The organism is Geobacillus sp. YHL (genome assembly GCF_022341265.1).
Lineage (GTDB): Bacteria > Bacillota > Bacilli > Bacillales > Anoxybacillaceae > Geobacillus > Geobacillus thermoleovorans.
This window is the reverse complement of sequence record NZ_JAEIGB010000004.1, coordinates 146,010-164,644: the sequence shown is the minus strand read 5'-3', so window position 1 is coordinate 164,644 and position 18,635 is coordinate 146,010. Positions and strand designations below refer to the sequence as shown.

Here is an 18,635-nt window from a genome sequence, read left to right as displayed (position 1 = left end):
CCTTTTATTTTTCTTTCTCCTTTAACCATTCACTGTCTGGATATATACGTTTAGCTTGTTGAACGACCTTCTTTCTCTCTTCACTTATTCCACATATGTTCATCAGCTCAATCACATATTTGTACAAACGAAAATCACGATGACCGAAACTGATAGCCAACAGTCCATATTGCACCGCTTCTATCGTTTCATTTTTTACTGCTAGCGCTTCGATCACATTCACGAATGACTCTGCATCCCAAGCGCTCATATTCTCAACTGAACGATACAATTGAAGTGCCACGTCCATAAATTCATAACGATGGAGCAAATGACCAATTTGAATATGAACACTCGCAGGAAATTTATCACTTAAAGCAAAAAATTGTTCAAATAGCTCATACTCTTTCAACTGAATCGTCCGCTCAAGTAAAAGCAAATAAAACATCGGTTCAGATGCTTCCTTATATTCATTCATCATGAACAATAAAAACTCTTTTTCTTTTTGCTCAGAAACAAGATGAAGCAAGAGGCGAACGACATCGAGTTGATTCGTTTTGAACGCCGTCACTAATAGATCGTACGAGTCCAAACTGCCTGTTCGAATGTATGTTTGCAAGTTAGACACAGAACTTTTCAATATTTGTTGTAACGCTCTTTCATAATTTTTTTGTAATATATTTACTTTTATTTGGAAACCACGTCGAGCCGTTTCATCGCTTAGTTTCAAAGCATACCATTGTATCACCTTTTCTAAATGTAAAACGGAAGCAATGCGCAAAATCAAAGAAATAGCTAGCTCATCGTTCGCTAATTGTTTATCTTCGATAAATTGAATCATTTCTTCCTGATGATGAGCACGCGCTAATAGCTGTAACACGTGATACAATGCTTCATAACTTTTGCGATTGAAAGATAATGCACTAGAGTAGTGATACATTGCTTTTTGTAAATTTCCTTTGTGTCTGTAGATATGACCGAGCAACATATGCGGATCATATTCGACATATTCAAACGTTTTAATCGTATAAGGATATTTACTTTTATTTTCAAGCAAATATTCTAGCTGCTTTGCCGCATCATCATAACGATGTTGCAAGTAGTAAATTTCCCCCCGCAAAAATGGAAAATCGGCGGTTTCACTATATAGAGTTTCTGCATCCGTGATTACCCGCAAAGCATCTTCAAATCTCTTTAAATACTTCAAACATAAAATGATTTGCACAAGACAATATGATACCCAGCTTAGACGAATATCTTTTTTCTCTTGATACGCTTTAACAAATGATTCCAGCGCCTTCTCTATTTCACCTTTGGAAAGATACTCGTTTCCTAAATTGAAATAGTCAAAAGCAACACTCTCTCCTGCTTGAATTTCACGCTCAATAAGCGGAGCATTTCGATCGTGTTTTTTCTTTTCTACCACTGCTTGATGCATGTAGCCTGTATGATAAACAGTTAAAATCCCTTGTTTAGCCTGGACATATTCTCCATTTACTCTCTGCAACTGTTCATGAATGGCACGATCATATCGTAAATGTGGACAATTACGATAGATTCTTGTATGACGATGTTGAAGAATACGCTCACCATACACTCCCATGAAGTTGTAGATGACAACATCATAGGCTTCAACGCTTTCGTCTGTTTGCTTTAATACATCAATCATTGCTTGTAAATTTGCTCGTTCGACATATTCGTCTGCATCTAATACGAGAATCCATTCCCCTGTCGCTTGTTGCTGGGCGAAGTTGCGGGCCTCAGCAAAGCTGTTTGTCCATTCAAAATCATATACTTTATTTGTATATTTGAGTGCAATCTGTTTTGTTGAATCCGTCGAGCCTGTGTCAACAATGATAATTTCATCCACAATGCCGTATACAGAATCTAAACAACGTTGCAACACTTTTTCTTCGTCTTTAACGATCATACATAACGATACAAATGGTTTCATCCTGCTCTTCCTTCTCCAATAAGTTTCAATAATCCACTTTTTATATCGGCTGGAGGTCAGCGGTTGTGAAGGATAAAGGATAAACAATAAGTTAGAGCGGTTCAATACACTTATAAAAAAGAGACCTTAGATAGCCTAAGGCCTCTTGACGCTTCATTAGCGAAGCAATTGCAATACTCCTTGCGGCTGCTGATTCGCCTGAGCGAGCATCGCTTGTGCAGCTTGCATTAAGATATTGTTTTTCGTGAATTCCATCATTTCTTTGGCCATCGTGCCACCCGCCCTTTCGGTACGGGACAAGACTACATCTTCACCCTCAGCTTCACCTGGTAGGGGCCGGGCGCTTCGGATGAACGAGGACGATGGAAATCCTCTCCACCCTACGGGCTTCATCGCCATAGCACAAGCCGTAGGCGGTATGCCCTAGTCGTTGAACCTTCTCCACCCTTTCGGGACAGGAGCTTGGCTGCTGATTGCCCAATCCTTTGGCTTTTTCCGCCGTCACGTCTGCCGTTTCCAGCTCCGTTGTGGCGCCAAAGGCTCTTAGGGCTTCCCAGCAATTCACCCGGTGGTGATCCTAGCCGTTTCCAGCCAGGACGACTGTGCCTGTCGCCGTTTACGCGGCTAAGGCATAATCGACGTCGCGGATACGGGATTCTGCGGCTGTTAAGTTTTCCGCAGAAGTAGATAAGTTGTTAATTGTGTACTCTAAACGGTTTTGTAATGCACCAAGTTTTGAGCGCTCTTGCGATACAGCATTGATCGCAGCATCAATGTTAGCAATCGATGAACTAGCTAGAGAGTTGTTAGCAACCGAAATACTAGCTGCATCAACTGTTAACGAAGTTGAGTTCATTTTTGCAATCGTCAAGTTAATAATTTGACCGCTATTGGCGCCCACTTGGAAGGTTGCGTTCAACGAACCATCAAGCAAGTTTTTCGTGTTGAATTGTGTGGTATTTGAAATACGGTCAATTTCTGAAATTAACTGATTCAACTCTTTTTGGATTTGATCGCGGTCAATCGTTGTGTTCGTATCGTTCGCTCCTTGTACCGCTAACTCGCGCATACGTTGAAGGATAGCATGTGTTTCATTTAAAGCTCCTTCCGCTGTTTGGATCAACGAGATCGCGTCTTGCGAGTTCTTCGCAGCCATTTCTAGTCCGCGAATTTGGCCTCTCATTTTTTCGGAGATCGCAAGGCCTGCCGCATCGTCACCAGCGCGATTGATACGAAGACCAGAAGATAGCTTTTCAATGTTTTTTGCCGCCTGCGTGTTGTTGAACGTCAACTGCCGATACGTATTCAACGCCGCGATGTTGTGGTTGATTCTCATGTTCTCTTCCTCCCTGAAATGATTTTTTCCACGTCCTTGTGGAACGGCGGGGCTAGGGCGAAAGTCGGCCGCCTTTCGCCGCAAGCCGCGCTCACTTTTTATATCGGCGCGTTTTTTGGAAGTTTAATAGGGAAATTTAAATTTTTTGTCGATGGTGACAAAAAAAGCGCCGCTTGGGCGCTTCGGGTTATGGTTGTTTCCACTGTTTCAGCTTGGCGGTCAGTGCGGTGAGCGACGCTTCGGGCGCTTCGGAGGCGGCGCTGTTTTCGGCTTGGATGGCAAGATACACTTCTTTGCGGTGGATGTCGATATGCTTGGGCGCGTTGATGCCGAGTTTCACTTGGTCGCCTTGAATGGCGAGGACGGTGATTTCGATGTCATCGCCGATTTGGATGGCTTCTTTCAGTTTGCGCGTTAGAACAAGCATAAGCCGCCTCCTTTACGTCGCCACTTTTTCCGGGAAGAGGCGATGTTTCGTTTTGTACGGGGGGTTCGTTAAGATCACTTGCTTGCCGAGGCGCTTATGGACGTTAATGACCACGGGCGCCTGCAAGTTCGCCGTCGTCTCGTGAAACGGGTCGGCGACGGTGAGGATCACGTACACCGCGACGTCGCGTTCGCTTTCGATGTTAAGTTGTTCGACCGTCGCTTCATCCAGTTCAAATTCGTATGTTGGAAAGTACGAAAACGGCTCAATCAGCACAAACCCAAGCGCAGGGGTCTCGACCGACTGCAAGATGACAAACGGCGTGTCGGCGAGCGGAAGAAGGACGAACCGCTTCTTGTCCGCGAATCCTGGCAAGCCGTGGGGGAAGTGGATAATGTCTTCTTCCTTCACCGCCACGGTTCCGTGGTATTTCGTGTCGATATTCATGAATCGTTCCTCCTGTTTTCTCAAATGACGACGTCAATGTGAAGCGACGGGCGCTGGGCGAGGCGGATCGCCACCTCGCCCGGCGTGTAGCGAATGACCGGCGGATGCGTGCGGGCGCGGATGACCGGTTTGTGTGTCTCAAAGCGAATATCCACATCCGCCGGGGTATAGGATATGTGAACGCTGAACGGGGACGGCACCCAGCCGATGTTGAATTCGTACATCGGAGTTTCGCTGTTTTCTTTCGCCTGCTCGGCGATCGGGTTGCCGCCGTCCTCGATGCGCATGAGCTCGTCGCCTTGGCGAGAGACGCGGGCCAGCCCGTCAAGCCAATCGTTGTATCCTTGTTCAGCAAACTTTTCGATGCGGCGGAAGATATGTTCTAAGTTCATGTCTTCCCACGCTTTTGTCTGATCGATCGTTAGCTTGGACGGCGTCGTACGGATCGTGAGTCGGGCCGGAGATTGCTCGATTTCCAACTCGGCAGGCGGCTGTTGGATTTCTAGTTTCGCCGGAACGGTTTCGATGGCGATTTTCGCCATCGTTGACTGCAAGCGGATCTGCGGCAGCTGCATCGTCATCTCCCCCTTATCCGCTTAGCGCAAAAAGTCGAGCAGCGTCGGCTGAATGATGCGGGCGCCGACGCCAAGGGCGGCGCGGTGCACACTTTCCTGTGTTTTCAAATCGGTAATGACCCGTTCGATATCGGCGTCTTCATTGTCCGACAAAATTTGTTGGGCGATGACTTCCTGTTCATCGACACGCGCCTCCATCAGCTCAAGGCGGTTGCTTCGCGCGCCAAGCTCGGCCCGCTCGGCTAAGACGTTGTCGATGTGCTTGTCCATATACGATAAATAAACGTTCAGCTCTTGGCCGCTCTTGCCGGCTTCCAAGTCATTCACAAGCGCTTCTAAATCGCTGAACAGTCCTTGTCCCGGAGCCGCGCTGTATGTAAAGACGCGCGTCGGATTCACGTTGACCGGGAGCTGGATGCCTTTTAACAGCTCGATTTTCACTTGTTCTGTGTTCGTCGACACTTTGTTCACTGGGTCGTCCAAGTTGACCGGCGGACGAAGGGTATCTGTGCCGTTAAAAATGTATTTGCCCGCAATTTGCGTGTTGGCAATGGAAACTAAATGGTTTTTGAGCTCATCGATCTCTTTCGCGATATGCTCACGCTGCGATTGCTCATACGTATCGTTGCTGGCTTGGACAACGAGCTCACGGATGCGCTGGAGCACTTGCGTCGCTTCGTTGAGCGCCGAGTCGGATGCATCGATCCAGTTATGAGCTTCAGAGAAATTGCGTTTAAACTGTTCGACCTCGGTTAAGTTCGTCCGGTAGGCCATTCCTTTAATGGCCACGACCGGGTCATCGGACGGGCGGGCAATTTTTTTGCCGGTGGACAGCTGGTCTTGAATTTTGCTGAGCCGTTCATAGCTTTGGCTCAAGTTGCGCAGCATATTTTGCGTCAGCATGAACTGCGTGACACGCATGGTCATTCACCTACCTTCCGACAATTCCCATGCCGTTAATGATTTTATCGAGCATTTCATCGATCGTCGTAATCGTGCGCGCCGCCGCGTTGTAGGCGTGCTGAAACCGAATCATGTTCGTCATTTCTTCGTCGAGCGACACCCCGCTGACGGACTGCCGCCGTTCCTCCACCGACTGGCGGAGCACTTCGGAGTTGTTGACGAGGCGGTTCGCCTGTTGGGTGTCGACCGCCAGCTGGCCGATCATGCTTTCGTAATACGCCTGCAGCGTGCCCGCTGTGATCGGATACGAGACCGACGGCGCCGGATCTTGCAGGTTGGCAAAATTGCTGTTTTTGACATTGGCGAGACGAATGGCGTTTAAGCCGTTCCCCGGTTCGTTCGGCGCTGATGAAGCGGCGATATTGTTTAAATCATCAATATTGGATGACAATTGGATCGCTTTCGCTGCCCCGTCCACTTGCGTCAAATCGCTGAAAAACAGCCCTCCCAGGTTGCTCGGGCTGAGCGTATACCCTGTTTGGTGCACTTCGTTAAACCGTTTGGCGAACGAATACGCGAGCGTATCGAGCTTTTTCAACATATCGGGATAAATGCCTTTGACACCGCTTCCGTCATCATATCCGTAGGCCTCGATCAACCCTTTCAACTTGCCGGAGGCGACAAACGGGATGGAAGAGCCTCCAAGCGAAAGTCCGGTAAGCGGACCGGTCGGCATCTCCGGGGAGGAGCTGGCGCTCGGCGATACGGACAGCGTCTGGTATCCTTGGTTGCCATTGACCAGCAGCTGACGCTGGCCGTTGCCATCAAAAATATATACATCATAAGACCCCTCCGCCGTTTTCAGCGCATTGCCGCCGCTTGGCTTCGGCTCGACTTCGATTTTGACGAGCGCAGACAGTTCATCGAGCAGTCGGTCGCGCTCATCGTACAAATCGTTCGGCAAGTAGCCGTGCGGTTCGACTTCGGCGATTTGTTGGTTGATTTTATACAGCTGTTCCGCGATCGAGTTGATCGATTTGACGGTCACTTGAATTTCATTGGCGAGATCGTTTTGAATAGAGGTTAACGAATCGGCCAAATAATGAAACGTCTCGACCACCGCCAGTCCGCGCTGGCGCACGACCGAGCGGGCCCCTGTATTTTCTGGGTTTGCACTTAAATCCTGGAGCGCCTGCCAAAATTGATCCATGGTTTTGGATAAACCGCTGTCGGACGGTTCGTTCATAATGTCCTCCATTTTTTTTAACGCATCGGCTTGGGCTTGCCAATAGCCGAGCTTGTTGTTCTCGCCGCGGTATTGCCAGTCAAAAAAGCGGTCGCGCACCCGCTCAATCGACCCCGCCTCGACCCCCGTCCCCATCTGTCCCGGAATTTGCGGGCGGTTGAGGGACGCCGGCGGGTACGGCTCGCTTTGGACAAAATTGACACGCTGACGGGAATAGCCGAGCGTATTGGCGTTGGCAATGTTATGGCTGGTCGTGTATAGCGCCATTTGCTGCACGGCCATGCCGCGCTTGGCGACTTCAAGCCCGTGAAACGTCGATCCCATCGTGCCCCTCCTTTTCATCTTCTAATGATTGTCCGCTGTTTTCTGCCTAGCGGCTCTGTTTCGTTTTGACGGCTGTTGGATGGATCGATCTCTCCTTATTTTCCGTCGGTGACTTGTGCTGCTATGCTTTGGAATCAAAGAGTGAACGGCTTCGTCCATGTCCATATTGTCTCGTTGATTGGTTTGGCGCGGTATAGTTCACGTTGGGCGGCTGCGGCATCAATTGGTCCAACATCAGCGTCACCCATTGCAGCGACTGGCGGATGAGCTGCCCATTCAGCTCGTTGACTGCCTGGAGCTCGTTGATCACGTCGAGCAACTCGCTAGCCAACTGTTCGGCTTTTTGCCGCTCCTCCCCGCCTATTTTCGGCAGGCAATCGGCTAATGATGGCGGATTCTCATCGTCAGACCATGCGGCAACGAGCTGTGCCCGCTCGCGCTCGAGCTGCTGGATGGCGGCGATAGCAGTTTGTTCTTTTTGGATCAGCTGCATTAATCCGTCCATATCGCCTCGTTTTAATACGTCCGTTTTTTGATAGGCCAATTGAAGCAAATGCCGGTGCAGCGTCAAGTGCCGGTCAAGGAGCGCCATCAGCTGCAGCGCTGGCGCACGCTGTTCATCATCGGTTCGGCGATTTTCTACCCTTGTGTTCATTGGCCATCGCCCTTATAGAACTTGTATAGTTTCTCCGCAATGGCGCGGGCATCGATCTCATACGTTCTGTTGTCGATTTGTTCCTTCAACCGGCGCACTTTCTCTTCCCGCTCGGCGGCCCAAGTAGAGCGTTGCTGCAGCTCTTTTGCCTCCTCAGAAATTTCGACGCGATCCCGCCGCCCGGGTTGCCCTGTTTTTCCTTGTGGGATGCCCGAGTACTGACGGTAGGGATGAACGCCAATCAAAAACCGGTGATCGATTCTCACTGCGATTCCTCCTATCCGTTCCGCCCGTTGTTGTCTTACTACTATTATCGGTCAATCCGTTCATTTGTTTAGCGGCCATTTCGCTCTTTGTCGGTGTAATACGTGCGAAACACTTGTTTTTTCTTCTGTTCTTCTTCTTTTTTCGCCATTTCCAGCTGCCTTTGCAAATCTTTTGAACAGTCAGCGCACATTCTGCCTTCGCGGATCAGCTTGCCGCAACGGTCGCACGGATATCCTAAATTCGGCAGCTGCGCCAACGTTAAGCGGCCGCTTTTGATGAATTTGACCAGCAGCGTCTCAGGCACCCCTGTCGCATCGACAATTTGCTCCATCGTCGCCAACCGGTTTTCCCGGCGCCGCAAAAATTGGACCACGGTTTGAAATTGCCGTTCTTCTTCTTCATGACAAGACGGGCAAATATCGCGAAACGGCGAGCGGACAAACAGACGGCCGCAAACCGGGCAATTTTCTAAGTTCATCATTCTCCCCTCCCAATGTGCCCATTACGTATACAAATTGACGATCAACCCTTGAATTTCCCCCAACGTCTGCAGCAAATCAATCCTCGGCCGTTCTTGCTCGAGCACCGCGTTTGTGACGTCCAGCAGCTTTTGGTCGATCGTTTTGACGATATGATAGACGCGGGAACGGCCGCTCCAATGGAACCCATACTGCTCCGTCAGTTTCAAGCCATGGTTCACCGCTTCATCGAGCAATTGTCTGACGAGCTGTTTATACCGCCGCAAATCGTCAACCGTCCGCAACTTGGCCAGTTTTTTTCCTTGCTGTTCGATTTCATCCGCCAGCTGCCTCAGCCGCTCGTTTCGCAGCTTTTCCTGCTCCTTGGCGGTCAGCTCGGCAAATGACACGGATGGCGAAAAAGAAGCCGCCGCTTTTTTGCCGATTGGAACCGATGGGGTGTTGGCAATTTTATTGATCTCCATCTTCTTCGCTCCTACCGCCTTGTTCATCAAGCTTCTGAATCCATTTTAAAACTTCCCCGATCACCGCGTAAAGCTGCGGCGGGACGCGCGGCACCGGATCGACCAGCTGTCTCAGCAACTCCCGGTCATGGGGCAGCGGAATGCCCGCCCGCCCCGCCTTGTCGGCCACCTCATCAGCGAGCTGTCGCGGCTGTCGGCCAAGATGTTGCTCATATGATTTGAAAGCAGGGGCGTAACGGTGTCTGTTCATATCGTCCACTCCCACTGGCTCGTTTCGTTTTCCGTCTTCACTCTGTCTGTCGCCGCCCGCTCTTGGTCTTGGGTGTTCATCGGTTGGAAAGTGAGGCGTTGCACTCGATAACCGATCTGTTCCAAATGGTCTTTGACTGTCGCCGCATATGACTGCAACACCGCCGCCAACCGCTCGTATTCTGTTTCCACCGTTACGGACAGCTGCCGTTCGATCGCCTGCAAGGAAATGCCGACTTTGCCTTGATTCGTGTCCAACAAAAAGTAGAGGCGGCAGTTTTGCCAGTCAAGCTGTCCGTCACCGCTGCGAGCGTTGACGTGCACATGTACGGTCGCCATCTCACCATGAAGCGAGAGTGGCCACTGGTACAACATAGTTTGGGTGTGGCTGTCAACAGTAAATTTGTTGAGCAACTGTTGGCCGGTAAGATTCATGAGCAGCCGTTCCGCCTGCGCAGGAGCCGTTCCTTCCTCAACCCATGACAGCAGCATCGCCTTCAAATTCTCGACCGGCTGTAATCGCTCTCCGCTCAAGAGCGCACGGGCGGTCTCTTGTTCATGGAAAAAGCCGAGGCGGCGCAGCGATTCAAAGACTCCTCTCGCCGATAATGCGCCATCGTTGGGCGCTTGGTCCACATGTTTCAGAAGGCGCGACAGCTGCTCGTGCGGCTTCGTGCCCTGCCACGCTTCCGATTCCATGAAAAACCGCTGTACTTTTTGTTCAGATGGCTGAAAGCGGAGCGACTCCAACAAGGCTTTCACTTCACGCACCGTCTTGGCCGCTTCGTCCGTCTTTCCTTCAGCAAGGCCGCGTTTCGCTTCTGCCAATTTCGCCCCCGCCTCAAGCAACTTCGTTTCCGTTTTCATGTCAGTAAACAACAACCATTCCCCGTGCAACAGCATGCGGTCGAGTGAATGAATGAGCGACTCAACAAGCGGCGCGGCTCGCTCTGTCGACTGTTGGGCAGCGGCATGCGCAAATTGTTCGAGCTGACGGACCATATCACGCTGCCAAACACGAAAATCGTGCACGAGTTGCACCATTTTTTCCGTCACTACCGTCACGGCAAACGTCCGGGCCTCTGCCGTCGGAAGAACCAGCTCCGATGCAACCGCATACGCGCGCGAACCTTCCAATCGCTCCGTTTGTTCACGAACAGGCGCCGCTTTTGCTTCATGGGTTTCTTCCGGTTCCGTTTTCGTCAACAACGGCGCCAACAGGTCTCCGAGCGGCGGGCCATGGAGCGCTTCATGCGCTAGGCGCAAATGCGTCTCGGTCACCTCGAGCTGTTTCGCCGCCAAAGCAGCGACGGTTTCCTGTTTTTTCTTTATCGAGCCGCCTTCCGTCTCCCAAAAACGACGAACGGCTTCTTTTTCCTTTTCGGTCAGGCGAATGCCACGGGCCGACAGCCATGAATCGATTCCATCGTCCAACGAAGATGGCAGAAACCGCCCTATAGACGATAGTGGCACCGCTTGCGCCATCCAAGTTCCACCTTCTTGCTTCACAAGCCGCACCATAAACGAACGGTCGCTTGGGACGCCATCCACAAAGTGGACGCGTACATCCTGTTGGCCGATGGCGACCACGGCCTCTTGATCGTTGAACCTTTCTTTCATTACCGCCATCTGCACGCTCCCCGGCTGCAATGAAACAGCCGGTGCGGCGACCTCATTGGATAGTTGATCGTGACGAATACGCATCATTATTCTTCCTCGCTCTTTGTTCTCCTACTGTTTATATCGGCACGTAGGCTTCCAATGTTTACACTGTTACGCGCGAATGAGCGTCAACGCCCACACCTCCGCCGCCCCCGCCTCAAGCAGCACGCGGGCCGCGTGGCGGATGGTGATGCCCGTCGTGTAAATGTCATCGATAAGAACGATTCGCTTCCCATTTATCGGCGGATGTCCTGAGAGAAAAAACGGGTTGTCGGTCTCGAGCCGCTCACGGCGCGATTTTTTCGATTGTTTTTCGGAATGCTTGCGAGAAAGCCAAGGGAAACACGGAAACGGAAGCAAGCGGGCGAGCGCTTCCGCTTGGTTGAAGCCGCGCTCATCGAGGCGCTCGCGGCTTAACGGGATCGGGACGACGTGCCAGCCGCGGCCGAAATGGCGGCGAAACGCTTGGGAAAACGGTCGGCGGAACGCCTCGACGATGACATAGTCGCCGCGGAATTTCCATAAGGCGACGACGTCTTTCATCCAGTCGTTGTATAGATAGACAGATCGGTTTTTCACGAGCACCCTCCCCCATTGTTCATCTTCCTGCCACCTTAGACAGTCGGCGCACAGCGATGGCTTGGCTTCCTCAAGCGGACGGCCGCACATCTCGCAAAGGCGGCCGTCAATGAGTTTGAACGACCCGCGGCAGCGTGGGCAAAGGACGTCAAGGTCTTCGAGGAAAAGAAGCTGGCGCCAGCTCGCGATCGGGTTGTACGGAGAATGGCAAAGGAGGCAGTTCATCGATGCAGCAACCCCCTTTTCTTTGCTGTCTCATTCATGCGGACAATGTGGCGGCGCGCCCGCACCATCTCGTTCGTTTTCCCGTGATGGAAAAAGCGGACATCGCCATCCGGAAACGCGGCGTGGCGGCCGACGCGGCCGGCGATTTGCACGAGGGCGCTTTCCGTGAAAATGCGGTCTTCGGCGCCAAGGACGGCGACATCGATGTTCGGCACGGTCACGCCGCGCTCAAGGATCGTTGTTGTGACGAGCAGCGGCACGCGCCCATCGCGAAACGCTTGAACGTGCTCAGCTCTGTCTGGGGCTTCGGCATGAACGCCGACGATGCGGGGATCGACGCGCTGCAAGAGGCGGGTGACCGCTTCAAGCTCATCGATATGGGGAACGAACAAAAACGCTTGTTTTCCCTGCGCCAAACGATGGAGAACCCACGCAAGAACGTTTTCGGGCAAGCGACCGCGCTCTAACCGTTTGCGCCAATTGCCGCACCATTCGAACACGGGGACGGGGAGCGGACGGCCGTGGTAGCGGGCGGGGATGACCACAGCTTTCCGTTTGCCTCTTGTGATGTCAAGCTGCCAAGCACGCGATGGGGTGGCGGTTAAATAAATGAGGCTCGACTGTTCTTTCCGCGCTTGACTGACGGCGTATTCGAGCATCGGCTCAACCGAATACGGGAAGGCGTCGACTTCATCGACGATCATAACGTCAAATGCGCGGTAGGCTCGCAGCAACTGGTGGGTGGTGGAGAGGACCAAGGAAGCGATCCGCCCGCGCTCTTCGCTTCCGCCGTACCATACGGCAAGCGGAACGCGCGGAAACGCTTGACGAAAGCGGGGAGCAAGCTCGCGGACGACGTCGACACGCGGCGTGGCTAGGCCAACGCGCCAGCCCTTCTCGAGCGCGGCGGCGATGGCGGGAAACAAAATCTCGGTTTTCCCTGCACCGCATACAGCCCAAACGAGCAGTTCGCTTCGATCGAGCACGGCCTGTTTGACAGCCATAGCGGCATCCTCCTGAGCGGCGGACAGCGTCCCATCCCAAACAAGCGGCGCCTCGTGCGGCTCGGACGGAAGCGGCATCGTCACGTGCACAAGGTGAGTGCAGGAGCTGATGCGCCCCATCACGAGACACTTACGGCAATACGCGCAATCCGATCCACAGCGGGCGCATGGAAACGAGGCGAACAGATGGCGATCATCATTTCCGCAACGGCCGCAGCGCCAGCCGCGCGCTGTTTTGATGAGCCCGGGATGTTCGTGAACCCAACCGGCTTGCACCGCGGCTTTGATTTCTTCATCAGAAAACGGCAGTTGTTCGCGTGGGAGGCGCTGGCCGTTCAACCATGAAACGAGGTGTGGAACACAAGATGGTTGTTGGATGCACAAGAAGCATCACTCCTTTTGAACGTATGAAAAGCACGTTCCCCAGCTGAGAGGCAAGAAGAGCAGATGACGCGGCAAAAACCCTCTCTCCCCAAGTTGAGAGGCTTGAAGCGCATAAAGGTACAGGAAGAGCGATCGACGGCGTTCTTTTTCGTAAAAAGTTAGAAAGATGGTGAAAAATGGGCGTCATGCGCAAAACAGCAACATTCCGCTAGAAAAGAAAGTGGAGATGAAAAGGCCTTTCCAAATGGAATAAGGATGTGGTTTGACCGTCTTTTTCACGACATATCGGCCTTCGAAAGAAATGGATGCGGCGAAACATGACGCCAGCGAAGATTCACAGGAGAGTCATGGAGCCGATCAATAACGTGTTTCGACAACATTCCCAGGGAAATAGCGACAAATTTTTCAGGAAAGGAAAACGGTTCGACAAGTTTGGCCAGCCCCGCATCTTCGGTCCGTTTCATAAAGCAGAGAGAAACCTACTGTACAACAAATTCGCCGCCGCGCAAGGCGGAGCGCACCGTTCCGCCTTGCGCTTGGCTGCAGCGCCTCGAGACGGCGCTTTGCAGCCCCGGCTTAAGGCTGATACCACGTCAACCCGAGCGCGCCTTCGCCGACATGCGTGGCGATGACGGGACCAAAATAGCTGATCGAAAATTCGACGTGCGGATAGCGGGCGGACAGCTCATCGCGCCAGCGGCCCGCTTCATCCGGCTGGTTGGCGTGGATGATGGCGGCTTTGAGCGGCACACCCTTTTCCGCATCTTCGGCGAACAGCTCTTCGATGCGGTGGATCGCTTTTTTGCGCGTGCGAATTTTTTCAAACGGCACGATCACTTTGTTTTCAAAGCGAAGAAGCGGCTTGATTTGCAAGAGGCCGCCGATGAACGCCTGCGCCCCGGTCAGCCGTCCGCCCCGCTGCAGATGGGCCAAGTCGTCGACCATAAAGTAGGCGCGCAGCGTTCGCTTCATCTCATCGAGGCGGGCGAGAATCTCGTCCGGCGCTTTCCCCGCTTGCGCCATCTCGGCGGCTTCGATGGCGTAAAACCCTTGCGCCATGCAGCTGATTTCCGAATCGTAGGCGTAAACGCGCAGGCCATCCACCATCGTCCCTGCCGTGACCGCCCCTTGGTACGTGCCGCTGATGCCGCTTGAGAGGTGGATGCTGATGACAGCGTCGTACCCTTCCTCACGAATGGCAGTGAACAAGTCGACAAATTCGCCGACTGAGGGCTGCGATGTCGTCGGCAGCTTCGGGTGCTGCTTGATTTTGGCGAAAAATTCATCGGCCGTCATATCGATCTCTTCGCGATATGTTTCGTCCCCAAAAATGACGCTGAGCGGAATCATCCGGATGCCGAGCCGCTCGCGCACGTCTTTTGGCAAATAAGCCGTGCTATCGGTGACAATCGCAATTTTCACGGGCGCCATTCCTTCCTGATTCAGCCTTTTCTGCCATTATACCAAAAAGACTGGCTGTCCACCACCGCTCAATGCATGAGGAGGCAAAGAACGCGGGCAAGCCGTGAAGCGGAACATCGTTGATCCTCATGCAACGCTTTGCCCAAGCCGCTCCTTCGCCGCCAAACGGCGCATCGATGCCACAGGAAGCCACTTCGATCGTCAATGCACCGCTGCAAAGACTGGCGAGAGCCCCCATTCCGTTCAGCGCACCTCGACCCAGCCGTTTTTGATCGCGACCACAACGGCTTGCGTCCGGTCATTGACGTTTAATTTTTGCAAGATGCTACTGACGTGGTTTTTCACCGTTTTTTCGCTAATGTACAGCGCTTCGCCGATGGCGCGGTTGCTTTTGCCGTCGGCCAACAGCTGCAGCACTTCGCACTCGCGCCGCGTCAGCAAATGAAGCGGACGGCGCACCTCCTGCTTAACCACTGCGCCGCCTTTTTCTGTCGTCAAGCGGCGGTATTCGCGAATCAAGTTGTGCGTCACTTTCGGATGCAAGTACGAACCGCCTTCGGCAACGATTCTCACCGCCTCAATGAGCGTATCGGCATCCATCTCCTTTAACAAATACCCGGTCGCTCCCGTCTGCAAGGCGCGCATGACATAGTGTTCATCGTCATGAATCGACAGCACGACGACTTTCGTATCAGGGTAAGCTTCAATCAGCTGTTTCGTCGCCTCAACGCCGTTGATGTCCGGCATGTTAATGTCCATCAGCACCAAATCGGGGCGGTATGTTTCGACGATCGAAAGCGCTTCGCTTCCGTCGCTTCCTTCCGCCACGACTTCAAAATCGCCCTCAAATTCCAAAATGCGCTTGATGCCCTCGCGAAACAGCTGGTGATCGTCGATAATCGCGATGCGTGTTTTCATCGTTTCCTTTCCTCCTTGTTCGTTTTGTCAGTCGAACGGTCGAGCGGAACGCGAATGAACACGGTCGTTCCGCTGCCAATCTTTGAGCGGATGTCGAGCGTGCCGCCGAGCAGCTCCACCCGCTCCCGCATTCCAATCAAGCCGAACGCATTTTCTTTTTTGACCGATGGATCAAATCCTTTGCCATCGTCTTTGACACTGACAAGCAGATGGTGGCACGTCACTTCCATTTTGACGTCGATATGGCGCGCTTTGGCATGCTTCAAGGCGTTTTGCACCGATTCTTGGACAAGCCGAAACACGGCCGCCTCCATCCGCGACGGCAGCCGAATTTCTTCGCCGATATGTACAAAGGAAATGTGGACTCCCTTGTTATATTCTTCGGTCGTTTGCAAGTATTTTTTTAGCGTCGGAACCAATCCTAAATCATCAAGCGCCATCGGCCGCAAATCGTAAATGATGCGGCGCACTTCGGACAAAGCCGAACGCACCATTTTGCGAAAATCACGAATCTCGGCGATCGCCGCCTCTGTCCCTCGCTCTTTGATCACCTTTTCGACCAAATCAGACCGAAGAAGGACGTGAGCGAGCAGCTGCGCCGGGCCGTCATGGATTTCCCGCGACAGCCGCCGCCGCTCTTCTTCCTGGGCTTCGATGATTTTCAGCCCAAATTCCTGCTTTTGCTTCGCTCCTTCAATAAGCTCGCCGACCTGGCGGAAATCGCTGTTTAAGTAGTGGAGCACGACCGTAATTTGTCCAACTAAATAATCGGCGCGTTCGATAATTTGCGCAAGGCTCGCCAATCTCCGCTCGAGCTCGTCGCGGCGCAACCGCAGCTGTTTCTCCCGCTCGCGCACCATCGTCAGCTTCATATGCAACTCATGCGCCGCTTCATACGCCTCGCGAATATCTTGCTCCGAGTGGGTGGAAAAGTTTTGACTCACTTCCGACAGGCGGCGGCGCGCCTGACGCGCCTTCATTTCCAGCTGATCCGCTTCTTCGATCGCCTGCACGGTCAGCCGCTTCACCTCCTCGAGTTCGCGAAGCAAATGGTCGTGCTCTTGACGCGACTGCTCCCCGATGCGGAAAATTTCGTCTTTGCTGTGTTGAACGGTGTCGATCATTTTTTCGACAATCCGATCTAATTGCTTCACGTCCCACTGTTTTGCCTCAGCCATTTGCCAACCTCCAACAGCGCTGCCAAGCGGTGCGCATGGGCGCCAGCAAAATTTGTTTGAAGGAAAAAAGTTGTCGATTTATAATAATAAAAGCATGCCCTATCTATTGCTCTTTTATTTTCAGTTTACCATAATTAGAGTAGAGCGCTAGCCATTCATGCAAAAAAATGAACAAAATTAAACCGTTTTCGCGTTTTTTGTATGTTGAGGTGTTTTGCTTTGTTGCAAACATATTACACGGTCAAAGGATACGGCGAACGCGAGATCGTGATCGAAAAATCACGGTTCATCTGCTATATCAATCGCGCTGAAACCGAGGAAGAGGCCGTCGCCTTTATTCAACAAATCAAGAAGAAGCATTGGGATGCCACCCACAACTGCTCCGCCTATTTGATCGGCGAGCATGACCAAATCCAAAAAGCGAACGATGACGGCGAGCCGAGCGGCACCGCAGGGGTGCCCATGCTTGAGGTGCTGAAGAAAAAAGGGGTGAAAGACACCGTCGCCGTTGTCACCCGCTACTTTGGCGGCATCAAGCTCGGCGCGGGCGGGTTGGTGCGCGCTTACAGCCGCGCCGTCTCCGAGGGGCTGAACGCCGCCGGCATCGTCGAGCGTCGGCTCATGCGCGTCATGCATGTCACGATCGACTACCCGTGGCTTGGGAAGGTGGAAAATGAGCTGCGCTCTTCCGTATATACTATTAAAAATATCCAATATGCCGACCGCGTCACGTTTGATGTTCTCGTTCCCGAGGACGGCCAGTCTTCGTTCGGCGAGTGGATGACCGAACTGACAAACGGAAGGGCGGACATTCAGGCGGGAGCGATGGAGTATGCCGAACGGTTGCTTCCGTCTTCCTAAAACGACACCGTAAAGGAAAGAAGGGTTAAACGATGAATCATACAAGAAAAACGGTGAAAAAGCGAAAGAAAAAAAAGCGGCTCCGCCGATTATTTTTGCTCGTGTTTCTTCTTTTGCTCGGGGGTGTCGGCGCCTTTGGCTACAATATTTACTCCGAGACGAAACAGGCGTCAAGCAAAATTTATCAAGCGCTTGATCCATCAGGCAAGCCGGCAAGAAACATTGAGATGCGCAAAGACCCATTTACCGTTCTGTTAGTCGGAGTGGAAAACCAGTACCACGACGAGGAGGGGCGGTCTGATGTCGTCATGCTTTTGACCGTCAATCCGAAGACGAACAAAGTGTATTTGTTGAGCATTCCGCGCGACACGCGCGTTTACATCCCGAGCGAAGGGCGGAAAGACAAAATCACCCATTCTTACAGTCATGGCGGCATTCAATCGACAATTGCAGCCGTCAATGAGCTGATCGATGTACCGATTGACTATTACGTGACAACCGATTTTGACGGGTTCCAGAAAATTGTCGATTCCTTAGGCGGCGTCACGGTGGATGTTCCGTTCACATTCAAAGCCCAACTGACCGGCTCCCTCAAATGGCATACGTTCCATAAAGGCAAACAAGAGTTGAACGGCAATGAAGCGCTCGCCTATGTGCGCATGAGAAAATCGGACCCCCGCGGCGACTTTGGCCGAAACGAGCGGCAAAAACAAGTCATTCGTGCCATTATTGACAAAAGCACATCCATCACCTCGCTGCCGAAGCTGGATGACATCATCGCCGATTTAGGGGATCACGTGCGGACGAACATCCCTCCGGCCGATTTGTTGTCGTTCATCTATGTCTATCAAAAAATGAAAAACGCGGATGTAGAAAATTTGCATTTGAAAGGATACGACGAAACGATCAACGGCGTGTACTACTACATCCCCGACGAGCAATCGGTCAGCTCAATCAATGAAACGCTGCGGCAAGCGCTCGAGACGTCCAACGCCTCCCTCACGCGCAGCGATTCACCATCCACACAAAACCAAAATTAACGATCACAAAGAAGGTGCTCCCAAAAGCAATGGGGCGCCTTTTTCCATTTACAGCGT

The 18,635-nt window shown here is 52.3% G+C and carries 21 protein-coding genes; 2 read left to right on the top strand and 19 right to left on the bottom strand.

Annotated features, from left to right (window positions below; all coding sequences use genetic code 11):
* Window positions 1-4 precede the first annotated feature (4 nt).
* From JCR24_RS06690 to JCR24_RS06600, 19 genes are all read right to left on the bottom strand, one after another.
* Complete coding sequence (locus tag JCR24_RS06690; RefSeq protein WP_122983773.1) at window positions 5-1,933, bottom strand: glycosyltransferase; 1,929 nt, start codon at window positions 1,931-1,933, stop codon at window positions 5-7.
* Window positions 1,934-2,089: 156 nt separating this feature from the next.
* Window positions 2,090-2,203: a flagellin gene (locus tag JCR24_RS06685; RefSeq protein ID WP_020756460.1), complete on the bottom strand. Its 114-nt coding sequence runs from the start codon at window positions 2,201-2,203 to the stop codon at window positions 2,090-2,092.
* 346 nt (window positions 2,204-2,549) lie between these two features.
* Entirely contained in the window at window positions 2,550-3,269 is a 720-nt protein-coding gene (locus JCR24_RS06680) for a flagellin N-terminal helical domain-containing protein (RefSeq protein WP_238980349.1), read from the bottom strand.
* Between the two features lie 187 nt (window positions 3,270-3,456).
* Window positions 3,457-3,696, bottom strand: coding sequence for a carbon storage regulator CsrA (csrA, locus tag JCR24_RS06675; protein WP_020756457.1), 240 nt, complete (start codon window positions 3,694-3,696; stop codon window positions 3,457-3,459).
* A gap of 12 nt (window positions 3,697-3,708) precedes the next feature.
* On the bottom strand, window positions 3,709-4,143 hold the full coding sequence (gene fliW / locus JCR24_RS06670) for a flagellar assembly protein FliW (protein ID WP_238980348.1): 435 nt from the start codon (window positions 4,141-4,143) through the stop codon (window positions 3,709-3,711).
* A gap of 20 nt (window positions 4,144-4,163) precedes the next feature.
* Complete coding sequence (locus tag JCR24_RS06665; RefSeq protein ID WP_033014952.1) at window positions 4,164-4,718, bottom strand: DUF6470 family protein; 555 nt, start codon at window positions 4,716-4,718, stop codon at window positions 4,164-4,166.
* Window positions 4,719-4,739: 21 nt separating this feature from the next.
* Window positions 4,740-5,639 (bottom strand): flagellar hook-associated protein FlgL, encoded by a 900-nt coding sequence (gene flgL, locus JCR24_RS06660; protein ID WP_129447420.1) that lies wholly within the window; start codon window positions 5,637-5,639, stop codon window positions 4,740-4,742.
* Window positions 5,640-5,649: 10 nt separating this feature from the next.
* Window positions 5,650-7,191, bottom strand: coding sequence for a flagellar hook-associated protein FlgK (gene flgK, locus JCR24_RS06655; RefSeq protein WP_033006519.1), 1,542 nt, complete (start codon window positions 7,189-7,191; stop codon window positions 5,650-5,652).
* Between the two features lie 121 nt (window positions 7,192-7,312).
* Window positions 7,313-7,846 (bottom strand): flagellar protein FlgN, encoded by a 534-nt coding sequence (locus JCR24_RS06650; protein ID WP_081212576.1) that lies wholly within the window; start codon window positions 7,844-7,846, stop codon window positions 7,313-7,315.
* Complete coding sequence (gene flgM / locus JCR24_RS06645; RefSeq protein WP_020756451.1) at window positions 7,843-8,112, bottom strand: flagellar biosynthesis anti-sigma factor FlgM; 270 nt, start codon at window positions 8,110-8,112, stop codon at window positions 7,843-7,845. The genes JCR24_RS06650 and flgM overlap by 4 nt, the downstream gene beginning before the upstream one ends.
* Window positions 8,113-8,180: 68 nt before the next feature.
* Window positions 8,181-8,594, bottom strand: a complete 414-nt coding sequence (locus tag JCR24_RS06640; RefSeq protein ID WP_020756449.1) for a TIGR03826 family flagellar region protein — start codon at window positions 8,592-8,594, stop codon at window positions 8,181-8,183.
* 21 nt (window positions 8,595-8,615) lie between these two features.
* Complete coding sequence (locus tag JCR24_RS06635) at window positions 8,616-9,056, bottom strand: YaaR family protein (RefSeq protein ID WP_020756448.1); 441 nt, start codon at window positions 9,054-9,056, stop codon at window positions 8,616-8,618.
* Window positions 9,043-9,306, bottom strand: a complete 264-nt coding sequence (locus JCR24_RS06630) for a hypothetical protein (RefSeq protein ID WP_023633638.1) — start codon at window positions 9,304-9,306, stop codon at window positions 9,043-9,045. The genes JCR24_RS06635 and JCR24_RS06630 overlap by 14 nt, the downstream gene beginning before the upstream one ends.
* Window positions 9,303-11,009 carry a hypothetical protein gene (locus tag JCR24_RS06625; RefSeq protein ID WP_238980347.1) on the bottom strand — a complete coding sequence of 569 codons (1,707 nt, stop codon included), beginning with the start codon at window positions 11,007-11,009 and terminating at the stop codon, window positions 9,303-9,305. Before JCR24_RS06625 ends, JCR24_RS06630 begins: the two co-directional genes overlap by 4 nt.
* Before the next feature lie 69 nt (window positions 11,010-11,078).
* The gene (locus tag JCR24_RS06620) at window positions 11,079-11,771 is read right to left on the bottom strand and encodes a ComF family protein (RefSeq protein WP_238980346.1); all 693 of its coding nucleotides are present in this window, start codon (window positions 11,769-11,771) and stop codon (window positions 11,079-11,081) included.
* A complete protein-coding gene (locus tag JCR24_RS06615; RefSeq protein WP_238980345.1) occupies window positions 11,768-13,159 on the bottom strand; it encodes an ATP-dependent helicase ComFA in 1,392 nt (463 codons plus the stop codon). The genes JCR24_RS06620 and JCR24_RS06615 overlap by 4 nt, the downstream gene beginning before the upstream one ends.
* A gap of 576 nt (window positions 13,160-13,735) precedes the next feature.
* Entirely contained in the window at window positions 13,736-14,581 is an 846-nt protein-coding gene (locus JCR24_RS06610) for a DegV family protein (protein ID WP_238980344.1), read from the bottom strand.
* A 243-nt stretch (window positions 14,582-14,824) separates the two neighbouring features.
* The gene (locus tag JCR24_RS06605; protein WP_011232620.1) at window positions 14,825-15,499 is read right to left on the bottom strand and encodes a response regulator; all 675 of its coding nucleotides are present in this window, start codon (window positions 15,497-15,499) and stop codon (window positions 14,825-14,827) included.
* The gene (locus tag JCR24_RS06600) at window positions 15,496-16,677 is read right to left on the bottom strand and encodes a sensor histidine kinase (RefSeq protein ID WP_238980343.1); all 1,182 of its coding nucleotides are present in this window, start codon (window positions 16,675-16,677) and stop codon (window positions 15,496-15,498) included. Before JCR24_RS06600 ends, JCR24_RS06605 begins: the two co-directional genes overlap by 4 nt.
* A 219-nt stretch (window positions 16,678-16,896) precedes the next feature.
* Between JCR24_RS06600 and JCR24_RS06595 the strand changes: the two genes are divergently transcribed.
* Both JCR24_RS06595 and JCR24_RS06590 read left to right on the top strand, forming a co-directional pair.
* Window positions 16,897-17,538 carry a YigZ family protein gene (locus tag JCR24_RS06595; protein ID WP_014196788.1) on the top strand — a complete coding sequence of 214 codons (642 nt, stop codon included), beginning with the start codon at window positions 16,897-16,899 and terminating at the stop codon, window positions 17,536-17,538.
* Window positions 17,539-17,570: 32 nt separating this feature from the next.
* Window positions 17,571-18,578, top strand: coding sequence for an LCP family protein (locus JCR24_RS06590; RefSeq protein ID WP_068895392.1), 1,008 nt, complete (start codon window positions 17,571-17,573; stop codon window positions 18,576-18,578).
* Window positions 18,579-18,635: the final 57 nt, after the last annotated feature.

Bases quoted from the DNA above. Each gene is read 5' to 3' on its own strand.
- JCR24_RS06690 (WP_122983773.1), bottom strand. From the start codon at position 1,933: ATGAAACCATTTGTATCGTTATGTATGATCGTTAAAGACGAAGAAAAA.
- JCR24_RS06685 (WP_020756460.1), bottom strand. From the start codon at position 2,203: ATGGCCAAAGAAATGATGGAATTCACGAAAAACAATATCTTAATGCAA.
- JCR24_RS06680 (WP_238980349.1), bottom strand. From the start codon at position 3,269: ATGAGAATCAACCACAACATCGCGGCGTTGAATACGTATCGGCAGTTG.
- csrA (WP_020756457.1), bottom strand. From the start codon at position 3,696: ATGCTTGTTCTAACGCGCAAACTGAAAGAAGCCATCCAAATCGGCGAT.
- fliW (WP_238980348.1), bottom strand. From the start codon at position 4,143: ATGAATATCGACACGAAATACCACGGAACCGTGGCGGTGAAGGAAGAA.
- JCR24_RS06665 (WP_033014952.1), bottom strand. From the start codon at position 4,718: ATGCAGCTGCCGCAGATCCGCTTGCAGTCAACGATGGCGAAAATCGCC.
- flgL (WP_129447420.1), bottom strand. From the start codon at position 5,639: ATGCGTGTCACGCAGTTCATGCTGACGCAAAATATGCTGCGCAACTTG.
- flgK (WP_033006519.1), bottom strand. From the start codon at position 7,191: ATGGGATCGACGTTTCACGGGCTTGAAGTCGCCAAGCGCGGCATGGCC.
- JCR24_RS06650 (WP_081212576.1), bottom strand. From the start codon at position 7,846: ATGAACACAAGGGTAGAAAATCGCCGAACCGATGATGAACAGCGTGCG.
- JCR24_RS06640 (WP_020756449.1), bottom strand. From the start codon at position 8,594: ATGATGAACTTAGAAAATTGCCCGGTTTGCGGCCGTCTGTTTGTCCGC.
- JCR24_RS06635 (WP_020756448.1), bottom strand. From the start codon at position 9,056: ATGGAGATCAATAAAATTGCCAACACCCCATCGGTTCCAATCGGCAAA.
- JCR24_RS06630 (WP_023633638.1), bottom strand. From the start codon at position 9,306: ATGAACAGACACCGTTACGCCCCTGCTTTCAAATCATATGAGCAACAT.
- JCR24_RS06625 (WP_238980347.1), bottom strand. From the start codon at position 11,009: ATGCGTATTCGTCACGATCAACTATCCAATGAGGTCGCCGCACCGGCT.
- JCR24_RS06620 (WP_238980346.1), bottom strand. From the start codon at position 11,771: ATGAACTGCCTCCTTTGCCATTCTCCGTACAACCCGATCGCGAGCTGG.
- JCR24_RS06605 (WP_011232620.1), bottom strand. From the start codon at position 15,499: ATGAAAACACGCATCGCGATTATCGACGATCACCAGCTGTTTCGCGAG.
- JCR24_RS06600 (WP_238980343.1), bottom strand. From the start codon at position 16,677: ATGGCTGAGGCAAAACAGTGGGACGTGAAGCAATTAGATCGGATTGTC.
- JCR24_RS06590 (WP_068895392.1), top strand. From the start codon at position 17,571: ATGAATCATACAAGAAAAACGGTGAAAAAGCGAAAGAAAAAAAAGCGG.